General features: G+C 65.7%; 16 protein-coding genes. 13 read left to right on the top strand and 3 right to left on the bottom strand.

Features of this window, described 5'->3' with window-relative positions; genetic code table 11:
* From AC1RWL_RS31070 to AC1RWL_RS31085, 4 genes are all read left to right on the top strand, one after another.
* Positions 1 to 618: cupin domain-containing protein (locus AC1RWL_RS31070; protein WP_493097398.1), on the top strand; the 618-nt coding region annotated here is incomplete at its 5' end.
* 323 nt (positions 619 to 941) lie between these two features.
* Positions 942 to 1,637, top strand: a complete 696-nt coding sequence (locus tag AC1RWL_RS31075) for an RraA family protein (RefSeq protein ID WP_493097397.1) — start codon at positions 942 to 944, stop codon at positions 1,635 to 1,637.
* A gap of 11 nt (positions 1,638 to 1,648) precedes the next feature.
* A complete protein-coding gene (locus AC1RWL_RS31080; protein WP_493097396.1) occupies positions 1,649 to 1,819 on the top strand; it encodes a hypothetical protein in 171 nt (56 codons plus the stop codon).
* Positions 1,819 to 3,174 (top strand): amidase, encoded by a 1,356-nt coding sequence (locus AC1RWL_RS31085; RefSeq protein ID WP_493097395.1) that lies wholly within the window; start codon positions 1,819 to 1,821, stop codon positions 3,172 to 3,174. The genes AC1RWL_RS31080 and AC1RWL_RS31085 overlap by 1 nt, the downstream gene beginning before the upstream one ends.
* A 287-nt stretch (positions 3,175 to 3,461) precedes the next feature.
* Here the strand turns inward: AC1RWL_RS31085 and hisD are convergent, their stop codons facing one another.
* Entirely contained in the window at positions 3,462 to 4,751 is a 1,290-nt protein-coding gene (gene hisD / locus AC1RWL_RS31090) for a histidinol dehydrogenase (RefSeq protein ID WP_435268071.1), read from the bottom strand.
* Positions 4,752 to 4,985: 234 nt separating this feature from the next.
* Between hisD and AC1RWL_RS31095 the strand changes: the two genes are divergently transcribed.
* Complete coding sequence (locus AC1RWL_RS31095) at positions 4,986 to 5,711, top strand: alpha/beta fold hydrolase (RefSeq protein WP_493097394.1); 726 nt, start codon at positions 4,986 to 4,988, stop codon at positions 5,709 to 5,711.
* 30 nt (positions 5,712 to 5,741) lie between these two features.
* Complete coding sequence (locus AC1RWL_RS31100) at positions 5,742 to 6,899, top strand: nuclear transport factor 2 family protein (protein WP_493097393.1); 1,158 nt, start codon at positions 5,742 to 5,744, stop codon at positions 6,897 to 6,899.
* 47 nt (positions 6,900 to 6,946) lie between these two features.
* Here the strand turns inward: AC1RWL_RS31100 and AC1RWL_RS31105 are convergent, their stop codons facing one another.
* Positions 6,947 to 7,600 carry a TetR/AcrR family transcriptional regulator gene (locus AC1RWL_RS31105; RefSeq protein ID WP_492650667.1) on the bottom strand — a complete coding sequence of 218 codons (654 nt, stop codon included), beginning with the start codon at positions 7,598 to 7,600 and terminating at the stop codon, positions 6,947 to 6,949.
* Between the two features lie 274 nt (positions 7,601 to 7,874).
* On the opposite strand from AC1RWL_RS31105, the gene AC1RWL_RS31110 reads away from it, so the two are divergent.
* The 7 genes from AC1RWL_RS31110 (at position 7,875) to AC1RWL_RS31140 (ending at position 16,654) form a co-directional block, all read left to right on the top strand.
* Entirely contained in the window at positions 7,875 to 8,990 is a 1,116-nt protein-coding gene (locus AC1RWL_RS31110) for a sugar ABC transporter substrate-binding protein (protein ID WP_439617148.1), read from the top strand.
* Between the two features lie 75 nt (positions 8,991 to 9,065).
* Complete coding sequence (locus AC1RWL_RS31115) at positions 9,066 to 10,031, top strand: ABC transporter permease (RefSeq protein WP_435268075.1); 966 nt, start codon at positions 9,066 to 9,068, stop codon at positions 10,029 to 10,031.
* Positions 10,032 to 10,041: 10 nt separating this feature from the next.
* A complete protein-coding gene (locus AC1RWL_RS31120; protein ID WP_493097392.1) occupies positions 10,042 to 11,547 on the top strand; it encodes a sugar ABC transporter ATP-binding protein in 1,506 nt (501 codons plus the stop codon).
* 7 nt (positions 11,548 to 11,554) lie between these two features.
* Positions 11,555 to 12,496, top strand: a complete 942-nt coding sequence (locus AC1RWL_RS31125; RefSeq protein ID WP_435268077.1) for an ABC transporter permease — start codon at positions 11,555 to 11,557, stop codon at positions 12,494 to 12,496.
* Between the two features lie 10 nt (positions 12,497 to 12,506).
* Complete coding sequence (locus AC1RWL_RS31130) at positions 12,507 to 13,541, top strand: zinc-dependent alcohol dehydrogenase (protein ID WP_493097391.1); 1,035 nt, start codon at positions 12,507 to 12,509, stop codon at positions 13,539 to 13,541.
* Between the two features lie 21 nt (positions 13,542 to 13,562).
* Positions 13,563 to 15,059, top strand: a complete 1,497-nt coding sequence (locus tag AC1RWL_RS31135) for an aldehyde dehydrogenase family protein (protein ID WP_493097390.1) — start codon at positions 13,563 to 13,565, stop codon at positions 15,057 to 15,059.
* Complete coding sequence (locus AC1RWL_RS31140; RefSeq protein ID WP_493097389.1) at positions 15,059 to 16,654, top strand: GMC family oxidoreductase; 1,596 nt, start codon at positions 15,059 to 15,061, stop codon at positions 16,652 to 16,654. Before AC1RWL_RS31135 ends, AC1RWL_RS31140 begins: the two co-directional genes overlap by 1 nt.
* A gap of 422 nt (positions 16,655 to 17,076) precedes the next feature.
* Here the strand turns inward: AC1RWL_RS31140 and AC1RWL_RS31145 are convergent, their stop codons facing one another.
* The gene (locus AC1RWL_RS31145) at positions 17,077 to 17,895 is read right to left on the bottom strand and encodes an aldo/keto reductase (protein ID WP_493097388.1); all 819 of its coding nucleotides are present in this window, start codon (positions 17,893 to 17,895) and stop codon (positions 17,077 to 17,079) included.
* Positions 17,896 to 17,951 lie beyond the last annotated feature (56 nt).

Below are 17,951 nucleotides of genomic sequence, written 5' to 3' on the forward strand. Positions count from 1 at the left end.
GGCATCTTCCGCGGCTTCGAGAATATCGGCACGGATTACGGGATGATCATGGCGATCCTCGGCGGCGACGATGCCGGCGGCGGCGTCATCTGGGCGCCGCAGGTCATCGAGGACGCTCGGGAACATGGTCTGGTGCTCGGCGAGAACGGCAAGCTCTATGACAGCAAGAAGGGCCAGGCGCTGCCCGACGGCATCAAGCCGATGCCGCTCCTCACCGAAGAAGAGCTGAAGGCCTTCCCGGAAACGCCGGTGACGGACGTGGTGCGCGACTATGTCGCCCGCTACTGGGACCTGATGGCGCTGGCGCAGAAGGCACCGGCGCGGGTGATCGGCGAAAACGCCCTGCTGCGCGACAAGCCCGGCTTCGACGTCGAGCTGCTCACCCGCGGCTCCATTCCGGAAGACGCGTATGCCAACGAGCGCCACGAGGTGCTGATGGTGATGCGCGGCCATTGGAAACTCGGCTGGGAGGGCGGCGAGGCGGTGCTGGCACCCGGCGATACCTGCGCGGTTCCCCCCGGCCTCAAGCACAGCCTGGTGCCGTCGATGACCGGCGAAGCCAGCCTCTACCGCGTCGTCTCGACGGGGGACAAGGCCGGGCTTACCTGGCGCGGTTGATCTGGGGCAATTCCGGTGAACTCCGGCTCACCGGAATTGCTTTCATGTTCTTGCCGCCGACGCCGAAGCGATGCCGCTTCGGCTGGACATGCTCTGGAAAAGGGCGGGGCGAGCGTATCGCCCACCCCCTCATCCCGGCGCAACACGTTGCGCCTTAACCCTTCGGGCCACCTTCTCCCCGTGGGGGGAGAAGGGAAGGATGCAACGCTTCGTTTTTTCCTTCTCCCCGACGGGGAGAAGGTGCTGGCAAGCGGATGAGGGGGCCACCCGACAAAGCGGCGGACATCCCGCCTCTTCCCGCAACACGTTTTGGAGGACATCCCTTGGACGACGCACTTCTCGCCCTGCTGCGCACGGTCGACACGCCCACCGTCTGCAACGCGATCGAGGTGGCGCAGGGCAAGCGCGGCTTCGACGCCTTCACCCGCGGCACGCTGATCAGCTCCGCGCCCTCGGCCCCGGCCATCGTCGGCTACGCCCGCACCGCAAAGATCGCCGCCGCGTCCCCCTCGACCGAAGACCCGGCCGTCATCCGCACGCGGCGCATGGATTATTACCGCCACATGGCGAGCGGCCCGGCGCCCTCGCTCGTCGTCATCGAGGACACGGATTTCCCCGATTGCGTCGGCGCCTTCTGGGGCGAGATCAATGCGACGGTGCATCGCGGCCTCGGCCTTTCCGGCGTGCTGACCAATGGCGTGATGCGCGACCTCGGCGATGTGCCGGACGATTTTCCCATGCTCGCCGGCTCGCTCGGCCCGAGCCATGCCTTCGTGCATGTCGAGGCGATCGGCGTGCCCGTCACCGTCTTCGGCCTCACCGTCAATCTCGGCGACCTCGTGCATGCCGACCGCCACGGCGCCGTCGTCGTGCCGCCGGACGTCATCCCGGTGCTCGCCGCCTCGATCGAGAAATTGCAGGCCACCGAACGGCTGATCCTCGAACCCGCTCGACAGCCCGGCTTCAATCTCGCAAAGTTCGAAGCCGCATGGACCACATTCGAGGCCGCTAGGACCTGACGGAGCACGCCATGGCCCAACCCGAACCCACCCGCCCGACGCTGGCCATCCTCCGCAAACAGGCGCGCGCCAGCGGCATAACCACCGTCCCCGAGGGCGAGAAATTCGTACTCGCCGGCGCGCAGCATCTGCACGAGGCGGCGCGGCGGCTGGACGAGATCGCCGCGGACGAAAAGCCGTGATGCCGGCCGCCGACCTGAGCATCCCCGAAGCCGCCGCGCGGCTTCGCGACGGACGCCTGACCTCCGTGGCGCTGACCGAGGCGCATCTGACCCGCATTGCGGAACGCGACGGCGCCTACCATGCCTTCCTGCATGTCGCCGCCGAAAGTGCGCTGACCGCGGCCGCCGAGGCAGACGCCGCGTTTTCCCGCTGCGAGGATCTCGGGCCGTTGCAGGGCATACCGGTCGCGATCAAGGATCTCTTCGACACGGCGGACATGCCGACGACCTATGGCTCGGACCTGCATGCCGGACGCGTGCCGACCGGCGACGCCGAGGTGGTTCGCCGGCTAAGGAGCGCCGGGGCGGTGCTGCTCGGCAAGCTCGAAACCTACGAATTCGCCATGGTCGGCCCGGTCTTCGACCGCACGTTTCCGCCGGCCGCCAATCCCTGGGATACCAGCCGCGCCACCGGCGGCTCGTCCTCCGGCTCGGCTGCGGCGGTCGCCGGCGGGCTGCTGCGCACCACAATCGGTTCGGATACAGGTGGCTCGGTGCGCAGCCCCGCCGCCTATTGCGGCGCCGTCGGCCTCAAGCCGACTTATGGCCGCATTCCCACCCGCGGCGTCTTTCCGCTGTCGCCAAGCCTCGACCACGTCGGCCTCGTCAGCGCCTCCGTCGCGGAAGCGGCCATCACCTTCGATGCCATCGCCGACGGCGCATCCGCCACCGCGCGCCTCGGCATGCCGCTCGCGGGCCTTACCATCGGCTACGCCCGCGACTGGTTTGCCGGCGATGCGGAAACCCTGCCGGCGCTGCTCGACGCCATCGACGGGGCGGCCTCGCTGCTGTCGCTGCTTGGCGCGCGGATCGAGGAGGTGACGCTGCCGGATGCGGCGGATTTCGAGGCGGTCGGCGCGGTCATCATCCATGCCGAAGCCTTCGAGATCCACCGCCGGCAACTCGCCGCCTCCGGCGCGCGCTACAGCCGCAAGGTCTTCCAGAACATCGCCTCCGGCCTCTGCCTGACGCCGGACGATCTCGCCCACGCACGCCAGGCCGCCGCGCGCCTGCGCACCCGGCTCGACCGCACCGTCTTCTCCCGCGTCGACGCCATCCTGACGGCGACGACATTGACGCCGGCGATCCCCTTTGCCGACTTCGCCGGGGAGGCGGCGCGGTGGACGCCGATGCGCACCATCGCCTTCAACGTCACCGGCCACCCGGCGCTGTCGGTGCCCTGCGGTTTTGCCAACGGCCTGCCGCTCGGCCTTCAGCTCGTCGGCAAGGCGGGAGACGAGGCGACACTCTGCCAGATCGGCCATGCCTACGAGATGGCCAGCGATTTCGCCGCCTTGAGGCCCCCGCGGCCCTAACGACTGGTTGCACCCGCGTGGATCCTCGGGTCGAGCCCGAGGATGACGGAGGGTGGGGTGGCGTTGTGGTAGTCTGGCGGCTATCACGGTCACGCGTTCAAGCAGTTTGAACCGCGGAGAAAAACCCCCTCATCCGCCTGCCGGCACCTTCTCCCCGTTGGGGGAGAAGGGGAGGATCGCCGGCCTCTGGTTTTCCCTTCTCCCCCACGGGGAGAAGGTGGCCCGAAGGGTCGGATGAGGGAGGGGTGCGACTACCGTGCCGTCTGGGACGGTGGGGCAGAGAACATTCAGGCCTTCTGCAACCGATCGAGCCTGAGCTGTGCTGCCCGCCGGTGGCCTTCGAGGCTTTCGCTGGCGCTTTGTCTTGCGGCGGGTGGGGCGACGGCGGCGACGCCGCGTTCGTCGAGCCATTGGTGGGTGGCGATCTTGACGTAGGCGCCGACCCAGAGGCCGCCGGTGTAGCGGCCGGCGCCCATGGTCGGCAGCGTGTGGTTGGTGCCGCAGCATTTGTCGGAATAGACGACGCTGGCGAGCTCACCGATGAAGAGGGAACCGTAGTTGCGCAGCTTCTTCGCCGTTGCCTGCGGGTCGAGCGTGTGGACCTGGAGATGTTCGGCGGCGATGTGGTCGGAATAGGCGATCATGGCCGCCTCGTCGTCGCAGACGACGATCTCGCCATAATCGCGCCAGGCCTGGCCGGCGACGGGGGCGGTCGAGAGATCCAACAACTGGCGCTCGACTTCCTTGAGCGTCGCTTCGGCCAGCGCGCGGTCGGTCGTGATGAGGCCGACGCGGGTGCGTATGTCGTGTTCGGCCTGAGCGAGCAGGTCGGTGGCGATCATCACGGCGTCACCGGTCTTGTCGGCGACGATGAAGATTTCCGAGGGGCCGGCGAGCTGGTCGATACCGACGGGGCCGAAGACTTGGCGTTTTGCCTCGTTGACGAAGGCATTGCCGGGGCCGACGATCTTGTGCACGGCCGGCACGGTCTCGGTACCATAGGCCATGGCGGCGATCGCCTGCGCGCCGCCGATGCGGAAGATGCGGTCGGCACCCGACAGGTGGCAGCCGGCGATCATCGCGCGATGCGCATTCGGCGGCAGGCAGGCGATCACCTCGTCGCAGCCGGCGACCTTTGCCGGCACGATGGTCATGATCGGTGCGGAGAGCAGCGGATAACGCCCGCCCGGCACGTAGCAGCCGACGCGCTCGATGGGGATGACGCGGTGGCCGAGATGCAGGCCGGGGCGAAGCTCGATTTCCAGCGGCAGGATGGTGGCGAGCTGCGCCTCGGCGAACTTGCGCACATTGCCGATGGCGAATTCCGTGTCGGCGCGGGTCTGCGGGTCGAGTTCGGCGAGTGCCGCCTCGCGCTCCTCCGGCGTCACTTCGAAGGCGGCAAGCTCGGCCTTGTCGAATTTCACGGAATAGTCGCGCACGGCGGCGTCGCCCCGCTCGCGCACATCGGCGATGATCTGCGCCACCAAAGTTTCGACCGAGGCGTTGTCGCCGATCGAGTCGCGTTCGGGTGCCTTCACGTATTGCACGCCCTTCATCGGCGTATCCTTGCTGGTCATGGCCTGTCTCTCCACTGAGCCTGATGGTGCGCGGGCACGGCTTTCCCATCGGCGAAACCCTTGCGGCTCCGCCGGGAAACTGTGTCCCGGGCGTTCGAAATGATCGAGCACAAATTCTATTGCATACGTATTCAAAATCTGCCAGTCTTTTTTCCAACAGGCCGTCACAAACTCGTTTCGCACCCATTCGGAGCGGAAAAGGAGGGTGATGGCGATGCTCCGGATACCCTGACAATGACCGCCGTTCCGACCACCAACGACCCGCGCCCACCGCTCCTGTTCCTGCCGGGCACCGCCTGTGATGCCAGGGTGTTCGCGCCGCTGATCGACAGGCTCGGCGATTATCCGGTGCTGATCGGCGACATGGGCGGGGCGACAACCATGGCTGATCTCGCCGAGGCGATCCTTGCCGCCGCGCCGCCGTTTTTCCTGCTTGCCGGCTTTTCACTCGGCGGCATCTGCGCGCTGGAAATGGTCGCGCGACAGCCGCAGCGCATCGGCGGGCTCGCCCTGATCGATGCGACGGCGCGGCCCGATCCGCCGGCGAACGCGGTGGTGCGGCGCAAGGCCGTTTCGGATGCGCGGGATAAGGGCATGGACGGCTTCATCCTCGATGCCTGGCCACGGCTGGTGGCGGCGGGCAATGTCGACAATGCCGGCCTGCGCGGCACGATCGTCGCCATGGCGCGTGACTGCGGACCGGACCGGCTGGCGGAGCAGGCGGAGGTCGCCATCCATCGCGCGGATAGCCGGCCGCGGCTTGCCGACATCACGCAGCCGGTGCTGGTGCTGGCCGGTGCCGAGGAGCAGGTCTGCCCGCTGGAGGCGCAGCACGAGATTGCGGCCGGCATTGCGAGCGCGCAACTTCATCTCATCGCGGATGCGGGACATTTCGCACCGCTGGAAAACCCTGAAGCCATGGCGCTCCATCTGAGGCGCTGGCTGAACACTCTATCGTAACCCCGACAGGATCGAATGGAAGGACATGTCATGAGCGAGGACGACGCCAAGGGCGCAAAAACCGTGGCGCAGAGCCAACGCAAGGAACCGGTGGAACAGGTGTTGCAGGTCGAGCGCCGCGACTATACCGAGCTTGCGCCCGTCGGCCGCCCGCGCGGCCAGTCGCTGGAGGGTTTCGACGAGATCTATACCGACATCGTCGATTACATCGTGCGCTGTACGCACCGGATTTGGGACGAGCGCGACATCGGCCTGATCTATTCGCACTACACGCACAATTGCGTGCTCTACGGCACGCTCGGCACGATCTACAATCGCGAGGACGTGGTGCGCGACACGATCCAGCGGCTCGTCTCGCTGCCGGAGCGGCGCGGCATGGCAACCCAGGTTCTTTGGCGCGGCAACGATGTCGAGGGGTTCTACACCTCGCATCTCGTCACGGGCTCGGGCCGGCACACGCAATTTGGCCATTACGGCCAGCCGACGGGGCGCACCTTCGTGTCGCGCACCATCGCCGACTGCATGATCCACCGCAACAAGATCTACCGCGAGTGGGTGGTGGCCGACACGATGGCGATCATCAAGCAGCTCGGCCTCGATCCGCACGGTTTTGCCGAAAAGCTTGCAAAGTCCTCCTTCGACAAGGGGCTGCTGTCGCTCGATATCGGGGAGAACCGCCGGCTGCTCGGGCAATATCCGCCGGAAGCGGAAGCGGACGTCTCGATCGCGCATAACGATCTGGAGGCGCATACGCTGCGCTGGCTGCACGACATGTTCAACGGGCGCATGTTCGGCCGCATCAAGGATGTCTATGCGCCGACCTGCCAGTATCACGGGCCGCTGATGAAGGAGCTTTACGGTATTGCCGCCGTGACGCACCAGCATCTCGGTTTGATCGGCTCGATCCCGGATGCCGCGTTTACAGCGCAGCATATCTGCTCCAACCCCTGCGAGGAGGGCGGCACCAAGGTCGCGGTGCGCTGGCTGATGGAAGGCCACCACCTCGGCTACGGCATATTGCAGGAACTCGGCGAGCCGACCGGCGCCCGCCTGCAGGTGATGGGCATGACGCATTTCCACTACAAGGACGGCAAGATCGTCGACGAGTGGACCGTCTACGACGAGCTGTCGCTGCTGGTGCAGGTCAAGCTCGCCGAGCTTGCCCGCCAGTCGGGCAGCGCCGACTGATCCGCCGATGAGAGGGGCGGGCCGATGCGGCCCGCCACCTCAGAAAACTAGCGACACACCAGTCGCATGATCGTCTCGATGTTGAAGTGGATGCGGCCTTCGAGCGCGTCCCTGGCCATCAGGTCGCGGTCGTAGATGATCGAGCCGGTGAAGCGGTTGGTCAGGTAGTAGTAGTTGACCGCGGCGATGGTGATGTTGAGCTGCACGGGGTCGACGCCCTCGCGGAAAACGCCCTCCCTTATGCCCCGCTCCAGCAGCATATCGACCATGCTGACGAGCTTGCGGCTCGATGCCTTGACGATCTCCGATTTTTTCAGGTGCTTGCCGCGGTGCAGGTTCTCGCTGTTGACCAGCGTCAGAAATTCCGGGTTCTTCAGGTAATATTCCCAGGTGAAGCGCACCAGTTTTTCGAGCGCCGCCTTGGGGTCGAGATCCTCCAGGTGCAGCTTCTGCTCGGCGCTGCGGATGTCGAGATAGACCTCTTCCAGCACGGTCTGGAACAGGCCCTCCTTGCTCTCGAAATAATGGTAGATCATGCGCTTGTTGGCCTTCGCCTTTTCAGCGATGTCGTCCACCCGCGCCCCACCCAAGCCATTCTTTGCGAACTCTTTTTTCGCCGCATCGAGAATGCGCGCCTTGGTGGCTTCCGCGTCCCGGATGCGCGGCTTGCGGACCGGTTTTTCTGTCTGTTCGCTCGTCATGCTCGGGGCCTGTCCTTTGCGCAGTCGGGATGTCTTGCCTGCAACTCATACACGCATGGATCGCCGTCCGTCAAAGCGGGTCGCGACGATTGCCCGGCGTGCGGCTGTTGAAAACCACTTGACTTGGGGGAAATTAAAGAAGTAACTAGTTAGTGCGTTAAGTGGCGTGAGAGACGCTCCGGGGCACTTCGGGCGAAAGCCGGAAGCGCCCTTCGGGTCCGTCGAGCCGGCCGCGGCGCGGGAAGCGTTTCAATTGGGGAATCGGGAGGAACCTATGTCGACCTTTATCAAGGATTTCATCGAGCGGGAGACGGTCAGCCGTCGCAACTTCTTGCTGGCGACCGCCGCCGGCCTCGGCGCCGTCGCGGCACCCGGCCTGCTGGGCCGCGGCGCGGCCCATGCCGCCCTGACGGACCCGGCGATCGCCTGGAGCTACCGCGACCGGGCATCGGCCTACTGGAACTCGGTCATTGCCGGCGGCGAGGCTTTCGTGGAATCGCTCGGCAAGCCGAAGAGCGCGCTGGTGAGCCTCATCAACGAGGGCTCCACGGAAAAGTCGCTCGCCGACATCAAGGCGTTCCTCGCCAAGAACAACGGCAATTGCGCCATCGCCTGCGACGCCAATGACAGCCCGAATGCACGCCCCGTCGTGGAAGCCGTGCAGGCGGCCGGCGCCTATATCTCGACGATCTGGAACAAGACCGACGACCTGCATCCGTGGGATTTCGGCGACAACTACGTCTCGCACATGACCTGGTCGGACGAACAGCCGGCCGAGCAGACCGCCCGCATCCTCTTCGAGGCGATGGGCGGCGAGGGCGGCGTCGTGCATCTCGGGGGCATCGCGGCCAACAACCCGGCGGTCGAACGCCTCAACGGCCTCAAGAATGCGCTGAAGGATTTCCCGAACATCGAGTTGCTGGACGCGCAGCCGGCCGACTGGGACACCCAGAAGGGTGCCGCCCTGATGGCCTCGTTCCTCACGCGCTACGGCGACAAGATCAAGGGCGTGCACTGCGCCAATGACAACATCGCCTATGGCGTCATCGAAGCCTTGCGGGCAGAAGGCATCGAGGACATGCCGATCGTCGCCTATGACGGCAATCCGGAAGCCGTGCAGATGGTCATGGACGGCCAGCTTCTCGCCACCGTCTTCACCAATCCCCATTGGGGCGGCGGCATCAGCGCGGCACTCGCCTACCATGCCGCCATCGGCAGCTTCAAACCCTCCGAAGAGCCGAAGGAACACCGCGAATTTTACGGCCCGACGATCCTTGTCACGGCCAAGGATGCGGCGGAATTCAAGGCGAAATATCTCGATTCCGTGCCGGTCTATGACTGGAAGGACTTCTGGGGGCCGTCGAACGGCCAGATCCAGTACAAGGCCTGAGCAGGCCCGGCGGCAGCCCAAGCGCTGCCGCCACTTTTCTTACATTAAATCTCATCGGGAAGAGGGGTGTCTGACGTGACACGTCGCCTATCGCGCGAAACCTTGATCAAGTGGGCGCCGCTGTTGGTGCTGCTCGCACTCGTGATCTTTTTCACGGCGCTCAATCCAACCTTCTTCTCGCTGCGGAATTTTGCGCGCATCGCGATTGCCTCGGCGCCTGCGCTGATGGTCGCCGTCGGCGTCACCTTCATCATCGTCATGGGATCGATCGACCTTTCCATGGAAGGCACGATCTCGCTGACCGCGGTGGCCTTTGCCTTCATCTTCGCCCAGTTCGGCGGGTCGCTCGGCGGCATGGGCTGGATCGCCATTCCGCTGGTGCTGGTGCTCGGCGGCGCGATCGGGCTCTTGAACGGACTGGTGCATGTGAAGCTCAGGATACCCTCCTTCATGGCGAGCCTCGCCATGGGCTTCGTCGGCACAGGCGCCGCCATCCTGCTCACCGGCGGTGACATCGTGAAGGTCAGCGACGCGGCCTTCCGCGGGCTGCTCACCGTGCGCTGGCTCGGCTTCCCGCTGATGGTCTACATTGCCGCCTTCTTCCTCTTCGTCGCCTGGTTCATCCAGACCCACACGACGCTCGGCCGCAACTTCTACGCCGTCGGCGGCGGGGAGGACCTGGCGCATGCCTCCGGCCTCAACGTCACCCGGGTGCGCGTCACGGGCTTTGCGCTCGCCGGCGTCTTCTATGCCATCGCCGCCATCCTCGTCGTCGCCCGCATCGGCCAGGCGGAATCGGTGACCGGCTCGAACTTCATGTTCGTCTCCATCACCTCCGTCGTCGTCGGCGGCGTGGCGCTGTGGGGCGGCATCGGCGGCGTGTGGAATGCGCTGGTCGGCGTGCTCATCGTCGGCGTCATCGACAATGGCATGGTCGTTATCGGCCTGCCGGATTTCGTCCAGGACGGGGTGCTGGGCCTGCTCGTCATCGTTGCCGTCGTGCTGTCGACAGACCGCAAGATGGTTTCCTTCGTGAAGTGAGGCGCGCGCCATGTATCAGCTCAAAGCCGTCGACAAGAAATTCCCCGGCGTCCACGCCCTGAAGGCCATCGACTTCCATGTCGAGCGCGGCGAGATCGTCGGCCTCGTCGGCGAGAACGGCGCCGGCAAGTCCACGCTGATGAAGGTCATCTACGGCGCCTACCAGCCGGATGGCGGTCAGGTCCTCATCAAGGGCGTGCCGGTGCGATTTGCCAATCCGCGCCAGGCGATGGAAAAGGGCATCGGGATGGTGTTCCAGGAACAGTCGCTCATCCCCAACCTCACCGTCATGGAAAACATCTTCCTCGGCTACGAGCAGCAGTTCGTGCGCTTCGGCGTGGTCGACTGGAAGGCGATGGCAAGGGCCGCCAAGGCCCAGCTCGCCAAGGTGAAGCTCGCTATCGATCCCGGCATGGTGACCTCGAAACTCTCCTTCGCGCAGCGCCAGCTCGTCGAGCTTGCCAAGGTGTTGACGCTGGAAGAGCGGGTGAAGGGCGATCTCGTCATCCTGCTCGACGAGCCGACCTCCGTTCTCTCCAAGGAGGAGGTGCAGCTTCTCTTCAAGCTGGTGCGGGAGCTCACCACCCGCGCCTCCTTCATCTTCGTCTCGCACCGCATGGACGAGGTGATGGACCTTTCGGACCGCATCTATGTCATGAAGGACGGCGCGGTGGTCGACGTGGTGGCGCGCGGCGGCGCGACTGCGGAGGCCATCCAGCACAAGATGGTCGGCCGCAACGTCGACAAACAATATTACCGCGAGCACCTGCAGGCGCCCTATGACGCCTCGAAAGTGCTGGTCGAGATGGACCGCGTGGGCCTGCCCGGCCGCATCCAGGACATTTCGCTGAAGCTGCATGCCGGCGAAGTGCTGTGTCTCGTCGGCACGGAGGGTTCCGGCCGCGAGGCGATCCTGCGCACCATCTACGGCATGCTGTCGGCAACGACCGGACGGCTTCGCATCAAGGGCGAGGACGCATCCGGCTATTCGCCCCGCCACGCCGTCGCCCATGGCGTCGGCTACGTGCCGCGCGAGCGCAAGGTCGAGGGCATCGTCGCCGGCATGAATGTCTACGAGAACATGACGCTGTCGCAGATGAAGAACCATTCGCGCGGCGGCGTGCTGCGCGTGGCGGAAGAGCGGGCGCTGGCGCGCGACTGGATCAGGAAACTCTCGATCAAGGCGCATTCCGAATTCGCCGATTGCGGCAACCTTTCCGGCGGCAACCAGCAAAAGGTGGTGCTGGCGAAATGGCGCTCCGGCGGCTCCGACATCATGCTGCTCGACCACCCGACGCGCGGCCTCGACATCGGCGCCAAGGAAGACGTCTACGACATGATCCGCGCCATGAGTGCGGCCGGCGTCGGCATCGTGCTCGTGGCCGATACGCTCGAAGAGGCGATCGGCCTGTCGCACACCATCATCGTCGTCAAGGACGGTCGCATCCAGAAGCAGTTCGCCTGCGAGCCGGGCGCCAAGCCCACGCCCTACGACCTCCTGCACTACATGATCTGAGGGACCAATGGATATTCAGCGCCTCAAACCGCACCTGCCCTGGATCACGCTGGTCGTGCTCGTCGCGATCGTCGGCTTCACCGATCCGGGTTTTTTGCGCCCGACAAACCTGCTCGGCCTTGCCGGCGATATCGTGCCGCTGTTCATCATGGCGCTTGGGCTCACCTTCGCCATCTATATCGGCGGCATCGATCTGTCCGCCCAGTCCATGGCCAACATGGTGACGGTCATCGCCTCCGTCTACCTCGCCTCCATGGGCGCGTGGGTCGCGGTGTTCTGCGTCGCCGCCGGCTTCCTGCTCGGCATGCTGTCGGGCTACGTCACGACCCGGCTCTTCGTGCCCTCCTTCATCTCGACCCTCGCCATCGGCGGCGTTGCCTTCTCGATTGCGCAATGGCTCTCCGGCCAGCGCGCGCTCAACATGGATGCCGTCCAGCGCAACGAAACCTTCGGCTGGATGATCGGCCGCACCTGGGGCGTGCCGCATGAACTGCTGATCGCCGCGGTGCTGGTCGCCATCTGCCTGTTCATCGAGCGGCGAACGACGCTTGGCCGCGCGCTCAAAGCGGTCGGCGCCGGCGAGCTTGCGGCGGCGGCCTCGGGCCTCAACGTCGCACGCTACAAGATTCTTGCCTTTGCGATTTCCGGCGCACTTGCCGCCATTGCCGGCCTGCTCTTTGCGGTAAAGCTCTCGGGCGGCGCGCCGACGATCGCCAACGGCTTCCTGCTGCCGGCCATCGTGGCCGTGCTGGTTGGCGGCACGCCGCTCACCGGCGGCGTCGGCGGGGTGGTCAATACGGTCGTCGGCACGCTCATCGTCGCCGTCATCCGCGCCTCCATGCTCTATTTCGAGATCGACGCGACGCGCCAGCAGATGGTGTTCGGCATCGTGCTGATCGTCGCCATCGCGCTCACCATCGACCGCGCCAAGCTGCGCACCGTGAAGTGAGAGACCGGCCATGAGCACCATGCGCGCGGCAGTCCTGACCGCCCCGAAACGCTTCGAACTGCGCGACGTCCCCGTGCCGGCCATCGGCCCGGAAGACGTGCTGGTGCGGGTGACGCGCACCGGCATCTGCGGCACGGACATCCATATCTTCAACGGCCACTACGCCGCCGACAAGCTGCCGCTCATCCCCGGCCACGAATTCTGCGGCACCATTTTCGAGCGCGGCGCCAATGTGCGCCACCTCGCCGTCGGCACGCGGGTGGTGGTCGATATCAATATCGGCTGCGGCACCTGCTTCTTCTGCCGGCGCAACGAGGTGCTGAACTGCGCCGAGGTCACCCAGGTCGGCATCGGCCGCGACGGCGCCTTTGCCGAATTCGTCGCGGTGCCCGCCCGGCTTGCAATCCCGGTGACAGGCAACATTGCCGACGAGGTGCTGGCGCTCACCGAGCCCGTCGCCTGCGTCGTTCGCGCGGCGCGCAAGGCGCGGGCCACCTTCGGCCAGTCGGTCGTCATCTTCGGCGCCGGGCCGGTCGGCAACCTGCATGTGCAGATGATGCGCCTCACCGGCGCCGCCCCGATCATCGTGACCGACCTCTCGGCCGAGCGCTGCCGGATGGCGATCGAGGCGGGCGCCGATGCGGCCGTGTCCGAGCCGGGCCGCCTGAAACAGACCGTGCTGGAGATGACCGGCGGGCGCGGCGCGGACCTGGTGATCGAAAGCGTCGGCAACAAGCGGCTCTATGAGCAGGCCTTCGACCTCGCGCGCCGCGGCGGCCATGTCGCCTTCTTCGGCATCACGCCGCCGGGCGACACCGTGCCCGTCGACATCCTCAAGACCGTGCTGGAGGAGGGCAGCCTGAAGGGCTCCGTCGCCGGCATGGGCGAGGACATGCACGACGCGCTGACGCTGCTGTCGCACGGCCGTTTCCGGACGGAGGATTTCACGAGGGCGAGCTATCCGCTGGAGCGCATCCAGGAGGCTTTCGAGACGCTGGCCGACCGGCCGCAGGACCTGAAGACGCAAATCGCCATCGCGGCATAAACAATCGAAGTGGAGGATCCCATGGACCAGAAGACCCCGTTCCTTTCGCCCCCGACCGCAGCGCGCACCTTCGGCTTCTTCGTCGATGGCGAGTGGAAGGACGGCGCGGAGCACTTCGAGCGCGCCTCGCCCGGCCACGGCACGCCCGTCACCCGCACGGTGCGCTGCACGGTCGACGACCTGAACGGCGCCGTCGTCGCCGCCCGCCGCGCCTTCGAGGATCGTCGCTGGTCCGGCCTTTCGGGTGCCGCGCGCGGCAGCGTGCTCTTGCGCGTCGCCGAAGTGCTGCGCCGCCGCCGCGACGAGATCGCCTATTGGGAGGCACTGGAAAACGGCAAGCCGATCTCCCAGGCGCGCGGCGAGATAGACCATTGCATCGCCTGTTTCGAGGTCGGCGCCGGGGCCGCCCGCCTGCTGCATGGCGACAGCTTCAACTCGCTCGGCGACGATCTCTTCGGCATGGTGCTGCGCGAGCCGATCGGCGTCGTCGGCCTGATCACGCCTTGGAACTTCCCGTTCCTCATTCTTTGCGAGCGCGTACCCTTCATCCTCGCTTCCGGCTGCACCATGGTCGTGAAGCCCTCGGAAGTCACCGCAGCCACCACGCTGCTGCTCGCCGAAGTGCTGGCGGAAGCTGGGCTTCCCGCCGGCGTCTACAATGTCGTCACCGGTTCCGGCCGCACCATCGGCCAGGCTCTGTCCGAACATCCGGACGTCGACATGCTGTCCTTCACCGGCTCGACGGCGGTCGGCCGCTCCTGCGTGCACGCCGCCGCCGACAGCAATTTCAAGAAGCTCGGCCTCGAACTTGGCGGCAAGAACCCGATCGTCGTCTTCGCCGATTCCAACCTGGAGGACGCCGCGGACGGCGCCGCCTTCGGCATCAGCTTCAACACCGGGCAGTGCTGCGTCTCCTCCTCGCGATTGATCGTCGAGCGCTCCGTCGCCGCCGAATTCGAAAAGCTGCTGGTGGAGAAGATGGCAAAAATCCGCGTCGGCGATCCGCTCGACGAGGCGACGCAGGTCGGCGCGATCACGACGGAGGCGCAGAACGCCACGATCCTCGACTATATCGCCAAGGGCAAGGCGGCGGGTGCGACGCTGCTGGCCGGCGGCGGGCCGGTCGATCTCGGCCGCGGCCAGTACATCGCGCCGACGCTGTTTTCCGGCGTTTCGCGCGACATGGCGATCGCCCGCGACGAGATTTTCGGCCCCGTTCTGTGCTCCATGCACTTCGACACGGTGGAAGAAGCCATCCAGCTTGCCAATGATACGGTCTATGGGCTTGCGGCGAGCGTCTGGACGAAGGATATCGATAAGGCGCTGACGGTGAGCCGCCGGGTTCGCGCCGGGCGCTTCTGGGTCAACACGATCATGGCGGGCGGTCCCGAAATGCCGCTCGGCGGCTTCAAGCAGTCCGGCTGGGGCCGCGAGGCGGGCGTCTACGGGGTGGAGGAGTACACGCAGGTGAAATCCGTTCATATCGAGATCGGCAAGCGCACGCATTGGATCGCATGATGGCTGAGGGCTACGACTATGTGATCGTCGGGGGCGGCACGTCGGGTTGCGTGCTGGCGGCGCGGCTGTCCGAAAATCCGTCGGCGCGCGTCTGCCTCATCGAGGCGGGCGGGCGCGATACCAATCCGTTGATCCACATGCCCGTCGGCTTCGCCAAGATGACGACGGGGCCGCTCACCTGGGGCCTGAAGACCGCGCCGCAGAAACACGCCAACAACCGCGAGATCCTCTACGCGCAGGCCAAGGTGCTCGGGGGCGGATCCTCCATCAATGCCGAGGTTTTCACCCGCGGCGTGCCCGGCGATTACGACCGCTGGGTCGAGGAGGGCGCGGAAGGCTGGGGTTTCAGGGACATCCAGAAATATTTCCTGCGCTCGGAGGGCAATTCCATCCTCTCCGGCGCCTGGCACGGCACGGACGGCCCGCTCGGCGTCTCGAACATTCCAGAACCCCAGCGCATGACGCGCGCCTTCGTGCAGAGCTGCCAGGAATTCGGCATTCCCTACAATCCGGATTTCAACGGCCCGGTTCAGGAGGGCGCCGGCGTCTACCAGACGACGACGCGCGACAACCGCCGCTGCTCGGCCGCCGTCGGCTATCTGCGCCCGGCGCTGAAGCGCAAGAATCTGACGGTGGTGACCGGCGCGCTCGTGCTGCGCGTGGTCTTCGAAGGCCGCCGCGCCGTGGGCGTCGATTTCGAGGTGGACGGCAAGCGCCGGACGGCGCGGGCCGAAAGCGAAGTGCTGGTCACCTCGGGCGCCATCGGCACGCCGAAGCTGATGATGCTCTCGGGCATCGGCCCGGCCGACACGCTGAAGAGCCATGGCATCGATGTGGTGCAGGACCTCTCCGGCGTCGGGCAGAACCTGCAGGACCATTTCGGCGTCGATATCGTCGCGGAACTGAAGAACCACGACAGCCTGGACAAGTACAACAAGCTGCACTGGTCGATCTGGGCGGGCATTCAATATACGCTGTTCAAATCCGGCCCTATTACCTCCAACGTGGTGGAGGGCGGCGCCTTCTGGTATGGCGACAAGGCGAACCCGACGCCGGACCTGCAATTCCATTTCCTCGCAGGCGCGGGTGCCGAAGCCGGCGTTCCCGGCGTGCCGAAGGGCTCCTCCGGCATCACGCTCAATTCCTATACGCTGCGGCCGAAATCCCGTGGCACCGTGACGCTGCGCTCGGCCGATCCGCGCGCGCTGCCGATCATCGATCCGAATTTCCTGAGCGATCCCGACGACATCAGGATCTCGGTCGAAGGTGTGAAAATCAGCCAGGAAATCTTCGCCCAGCCCTCCCTGCAGAAATACATCAAGGCGCTGCATTTCCCGGACAAGAGCGTGCGCACGGAAGCGGATTACATCGCCTATACCCGCCAGTTCGGCCGCACCTCCTATCACCCGACCTGCACCTGCAAGATGGGACTCGACGCCCTGTCGGTGGTCGATCCGCAACTGCGCGTGCACGGCCTCGACGGCATCCGCATCTGCGACAGCTCCACCATGCCCAGCCTCGTCGGCTCCAACACCAATGCGGCGACGATCATGATCGGGGAAAAGGCGGCGGACATGATCCGCGGCAATGCCTGATCCAGTTTAACTCCCAAGCGAAGAGGGCGGCCCAACGGCGCCCTTATTCGTTGGCCCCCACGCGCTGAGTTCGTTGGTCCAAAGGCCGCAAACCTCTCCTCCGTCATGCTCGGGCTTGACCCGAGCATCCACGCCCCGGGTGCCAAATGGATCCTCGGGTCGAGCCCGAGGATGACGTGGAGGGTGTGGCAAGGCTCGCTGCACAGCAAAGGGCGGCACAGTGGCCGCCCTGAAATCATTGGTCCACATGCGCTGAGTTCGTTGGCCAAAGACGCCAAACCTCTCCTCCGTCATGCTCGGGCTAGACCCGAGCATCCACCCCTTGGGTGCTGCATGGATCCTCGGCTCAAGCCCGAGCATGACGCAGGGTGGGGCGAGGCTCGCTGCATAGTGAGGGCGGCACGGTGGCCGCCCCTTTTTTATCAATCCCATTCCGGCACCCAGGGCAGCAGCCCCGGCTTGATGATGCGGTAGCCGGTGGCGTTGAGGGTGTCGATGCGGGACATGTCGATGGAGGAGAGCGTGAAATCCATGATCTCGAAATTCGCCCGGATGTTTGCCGGCTTGGTCGACATGGTGTTGAGCGGCACGCCCTTCTGGAGGATCCAGCGCAGCACGACCTGAGCGGCCGACTTGCCGTAACCCTCGCCGATTTCGGCGAACAGGCCGTGCTTGAAGACTTCGCCGCGCGCCACTGAGGCATAGGAGGAGAGTGGGATGCCGGTCTCCGTCGCGGCGGCGAGGAGCTTGTTCTGGTCGAGCAGCGGATGGAATTCCACCTGGTTGGTGACGAGCGGCACATCGACGACCGCTTTCGCCTCCCGCATCATGCGCGCCGTATAGTTCGACACGCCGATGGCGCCCGCCAGGCCCTTGTCATGGGCCTCCCGCAACAGGCGCAGCGACGGGGCGACATCGCCATCGGCCGGCGGCCAGTGCAGCAGCAGCACATCGGCGCGGTCGAGTTTCAGCGCGTCCAGGCTCGCCTCCACCGAGGGGATGAATTTCTCGGCGCTGTAATTGTCCGGATGGACCTTGGTGGTGATGCAGAGCTCGCTGCGCGCCACGCCGCCGGCGGCAAGGGCCGCCCCGGTCTCGGCCTCGTTGCCATACATCTGCGCCGTGTCGAACGCCCGGTAGCCGGCTTCGAGTGCGGCGTCCACGGCGGCGCGCAGGTCGTCTCCCTTCAGCGGATAGGTGCCGAAACCGCGCTGAAAGCTCTTCTGGAAATAGATGTTCATGCCTCCTCCTTGGCTGGTCGATGCGCCGGCGGTGCGGGCGCGAAAATCTTGCTTGC

It is taken from the genome of Shinella sp. GW821-FHT10F02, assembly GCF_058809275.1.

Coding starts and splice junctions, on each gene's coding strand:
- AC1RWL_RS31120 (WP_493097392.1), top strand. CDS start 10,042: ATGTATCAGCTCAAAGCCGTCGACAAGAAATTCCCCGGCGTCCACGCC.
- AC1RWL_RS31135 (WP_493097390.1), top strand. CDS start 13,563: ATGGACCAGAAGACCCCGTTCCTTTCGCCCCCGACCGCAGCGCGCACC.
- AC1RWL_RS31105 (WP_492650667.1), bottom strand. CDS start 7,600: ATGACGAGCGAACAGACAGAAAAACCGGTCCGCAAGCCGCGCATCCGG.
- AC1RWL_RS31130 (WP_493097391.1), top strand. CDS start 12,507: ATGAGCACCATGCGCGCGGCAGTCCTGACCGCCCCGAAACGCTTCGAA.
- AC1RWL_RS31140 (WP_493097389.1), top strand. CDS start 15,059: ATGGCTGAGGGCTACGACTATGTGATCGTCGGGGGCGGCACGTCGGGT.
- AC1RWL_RS31085 (WP_493097395.1), top strand. CDS start 1,819: ATGCCGGCCGCCGACCTGAGCATCCCCGAAGCCGCCGCGCGGCTTCGC.
- AC1RWL_RS31110 (WP_439617148.1), top strand. CDS start 7,875: ATGTCGACCTTTATCAAGGATTTCATCGAGCGGGAGACGGTCAGCCGT.
- AC1RWL_RS31080 (WP_493097396.1), top strand. CDS start 1,649: ATGGCCCAACCCGAACCCACCCGCCCGACGCTGGCCATCCTCCGCAAA.
- AC1RWL_RS31125 (WP_435268077.1), top strand. CDS start 11,555: ATGGATATTCAGCGCCTCAAACCGCACCTGCCCTGGATCACGCTGGTC.
- AC1RWL_RS31100 (WP_493097393.1), top strand. CDS start 5,742: ATGAGCGAGGACGACGCCAAGGGCGCAAAAACCGTGGCGCAGAGCCAA.
- AC1RWL_RS31145 (WP_493097388.1), bottom strand. CDS start 17,895: ATGAACATCTATTTCCAGAAGAGCTTTCAGCGCGGTTTCGGCACCTAT.
- hisD (WP_435268071.1), bottom strand. CDS start 4,751: ATGACCAGCAAGGATACGCCGATGAAGGGCGTGCAATACGTGAAGGCA.
- AC1RWL_RS31095 (WP_493097394.1), top strand. CDS start 4,986: ATGACCGCCGTTCCGACCACCAACGACCCGCGCCCACCGCTCCTGTTC.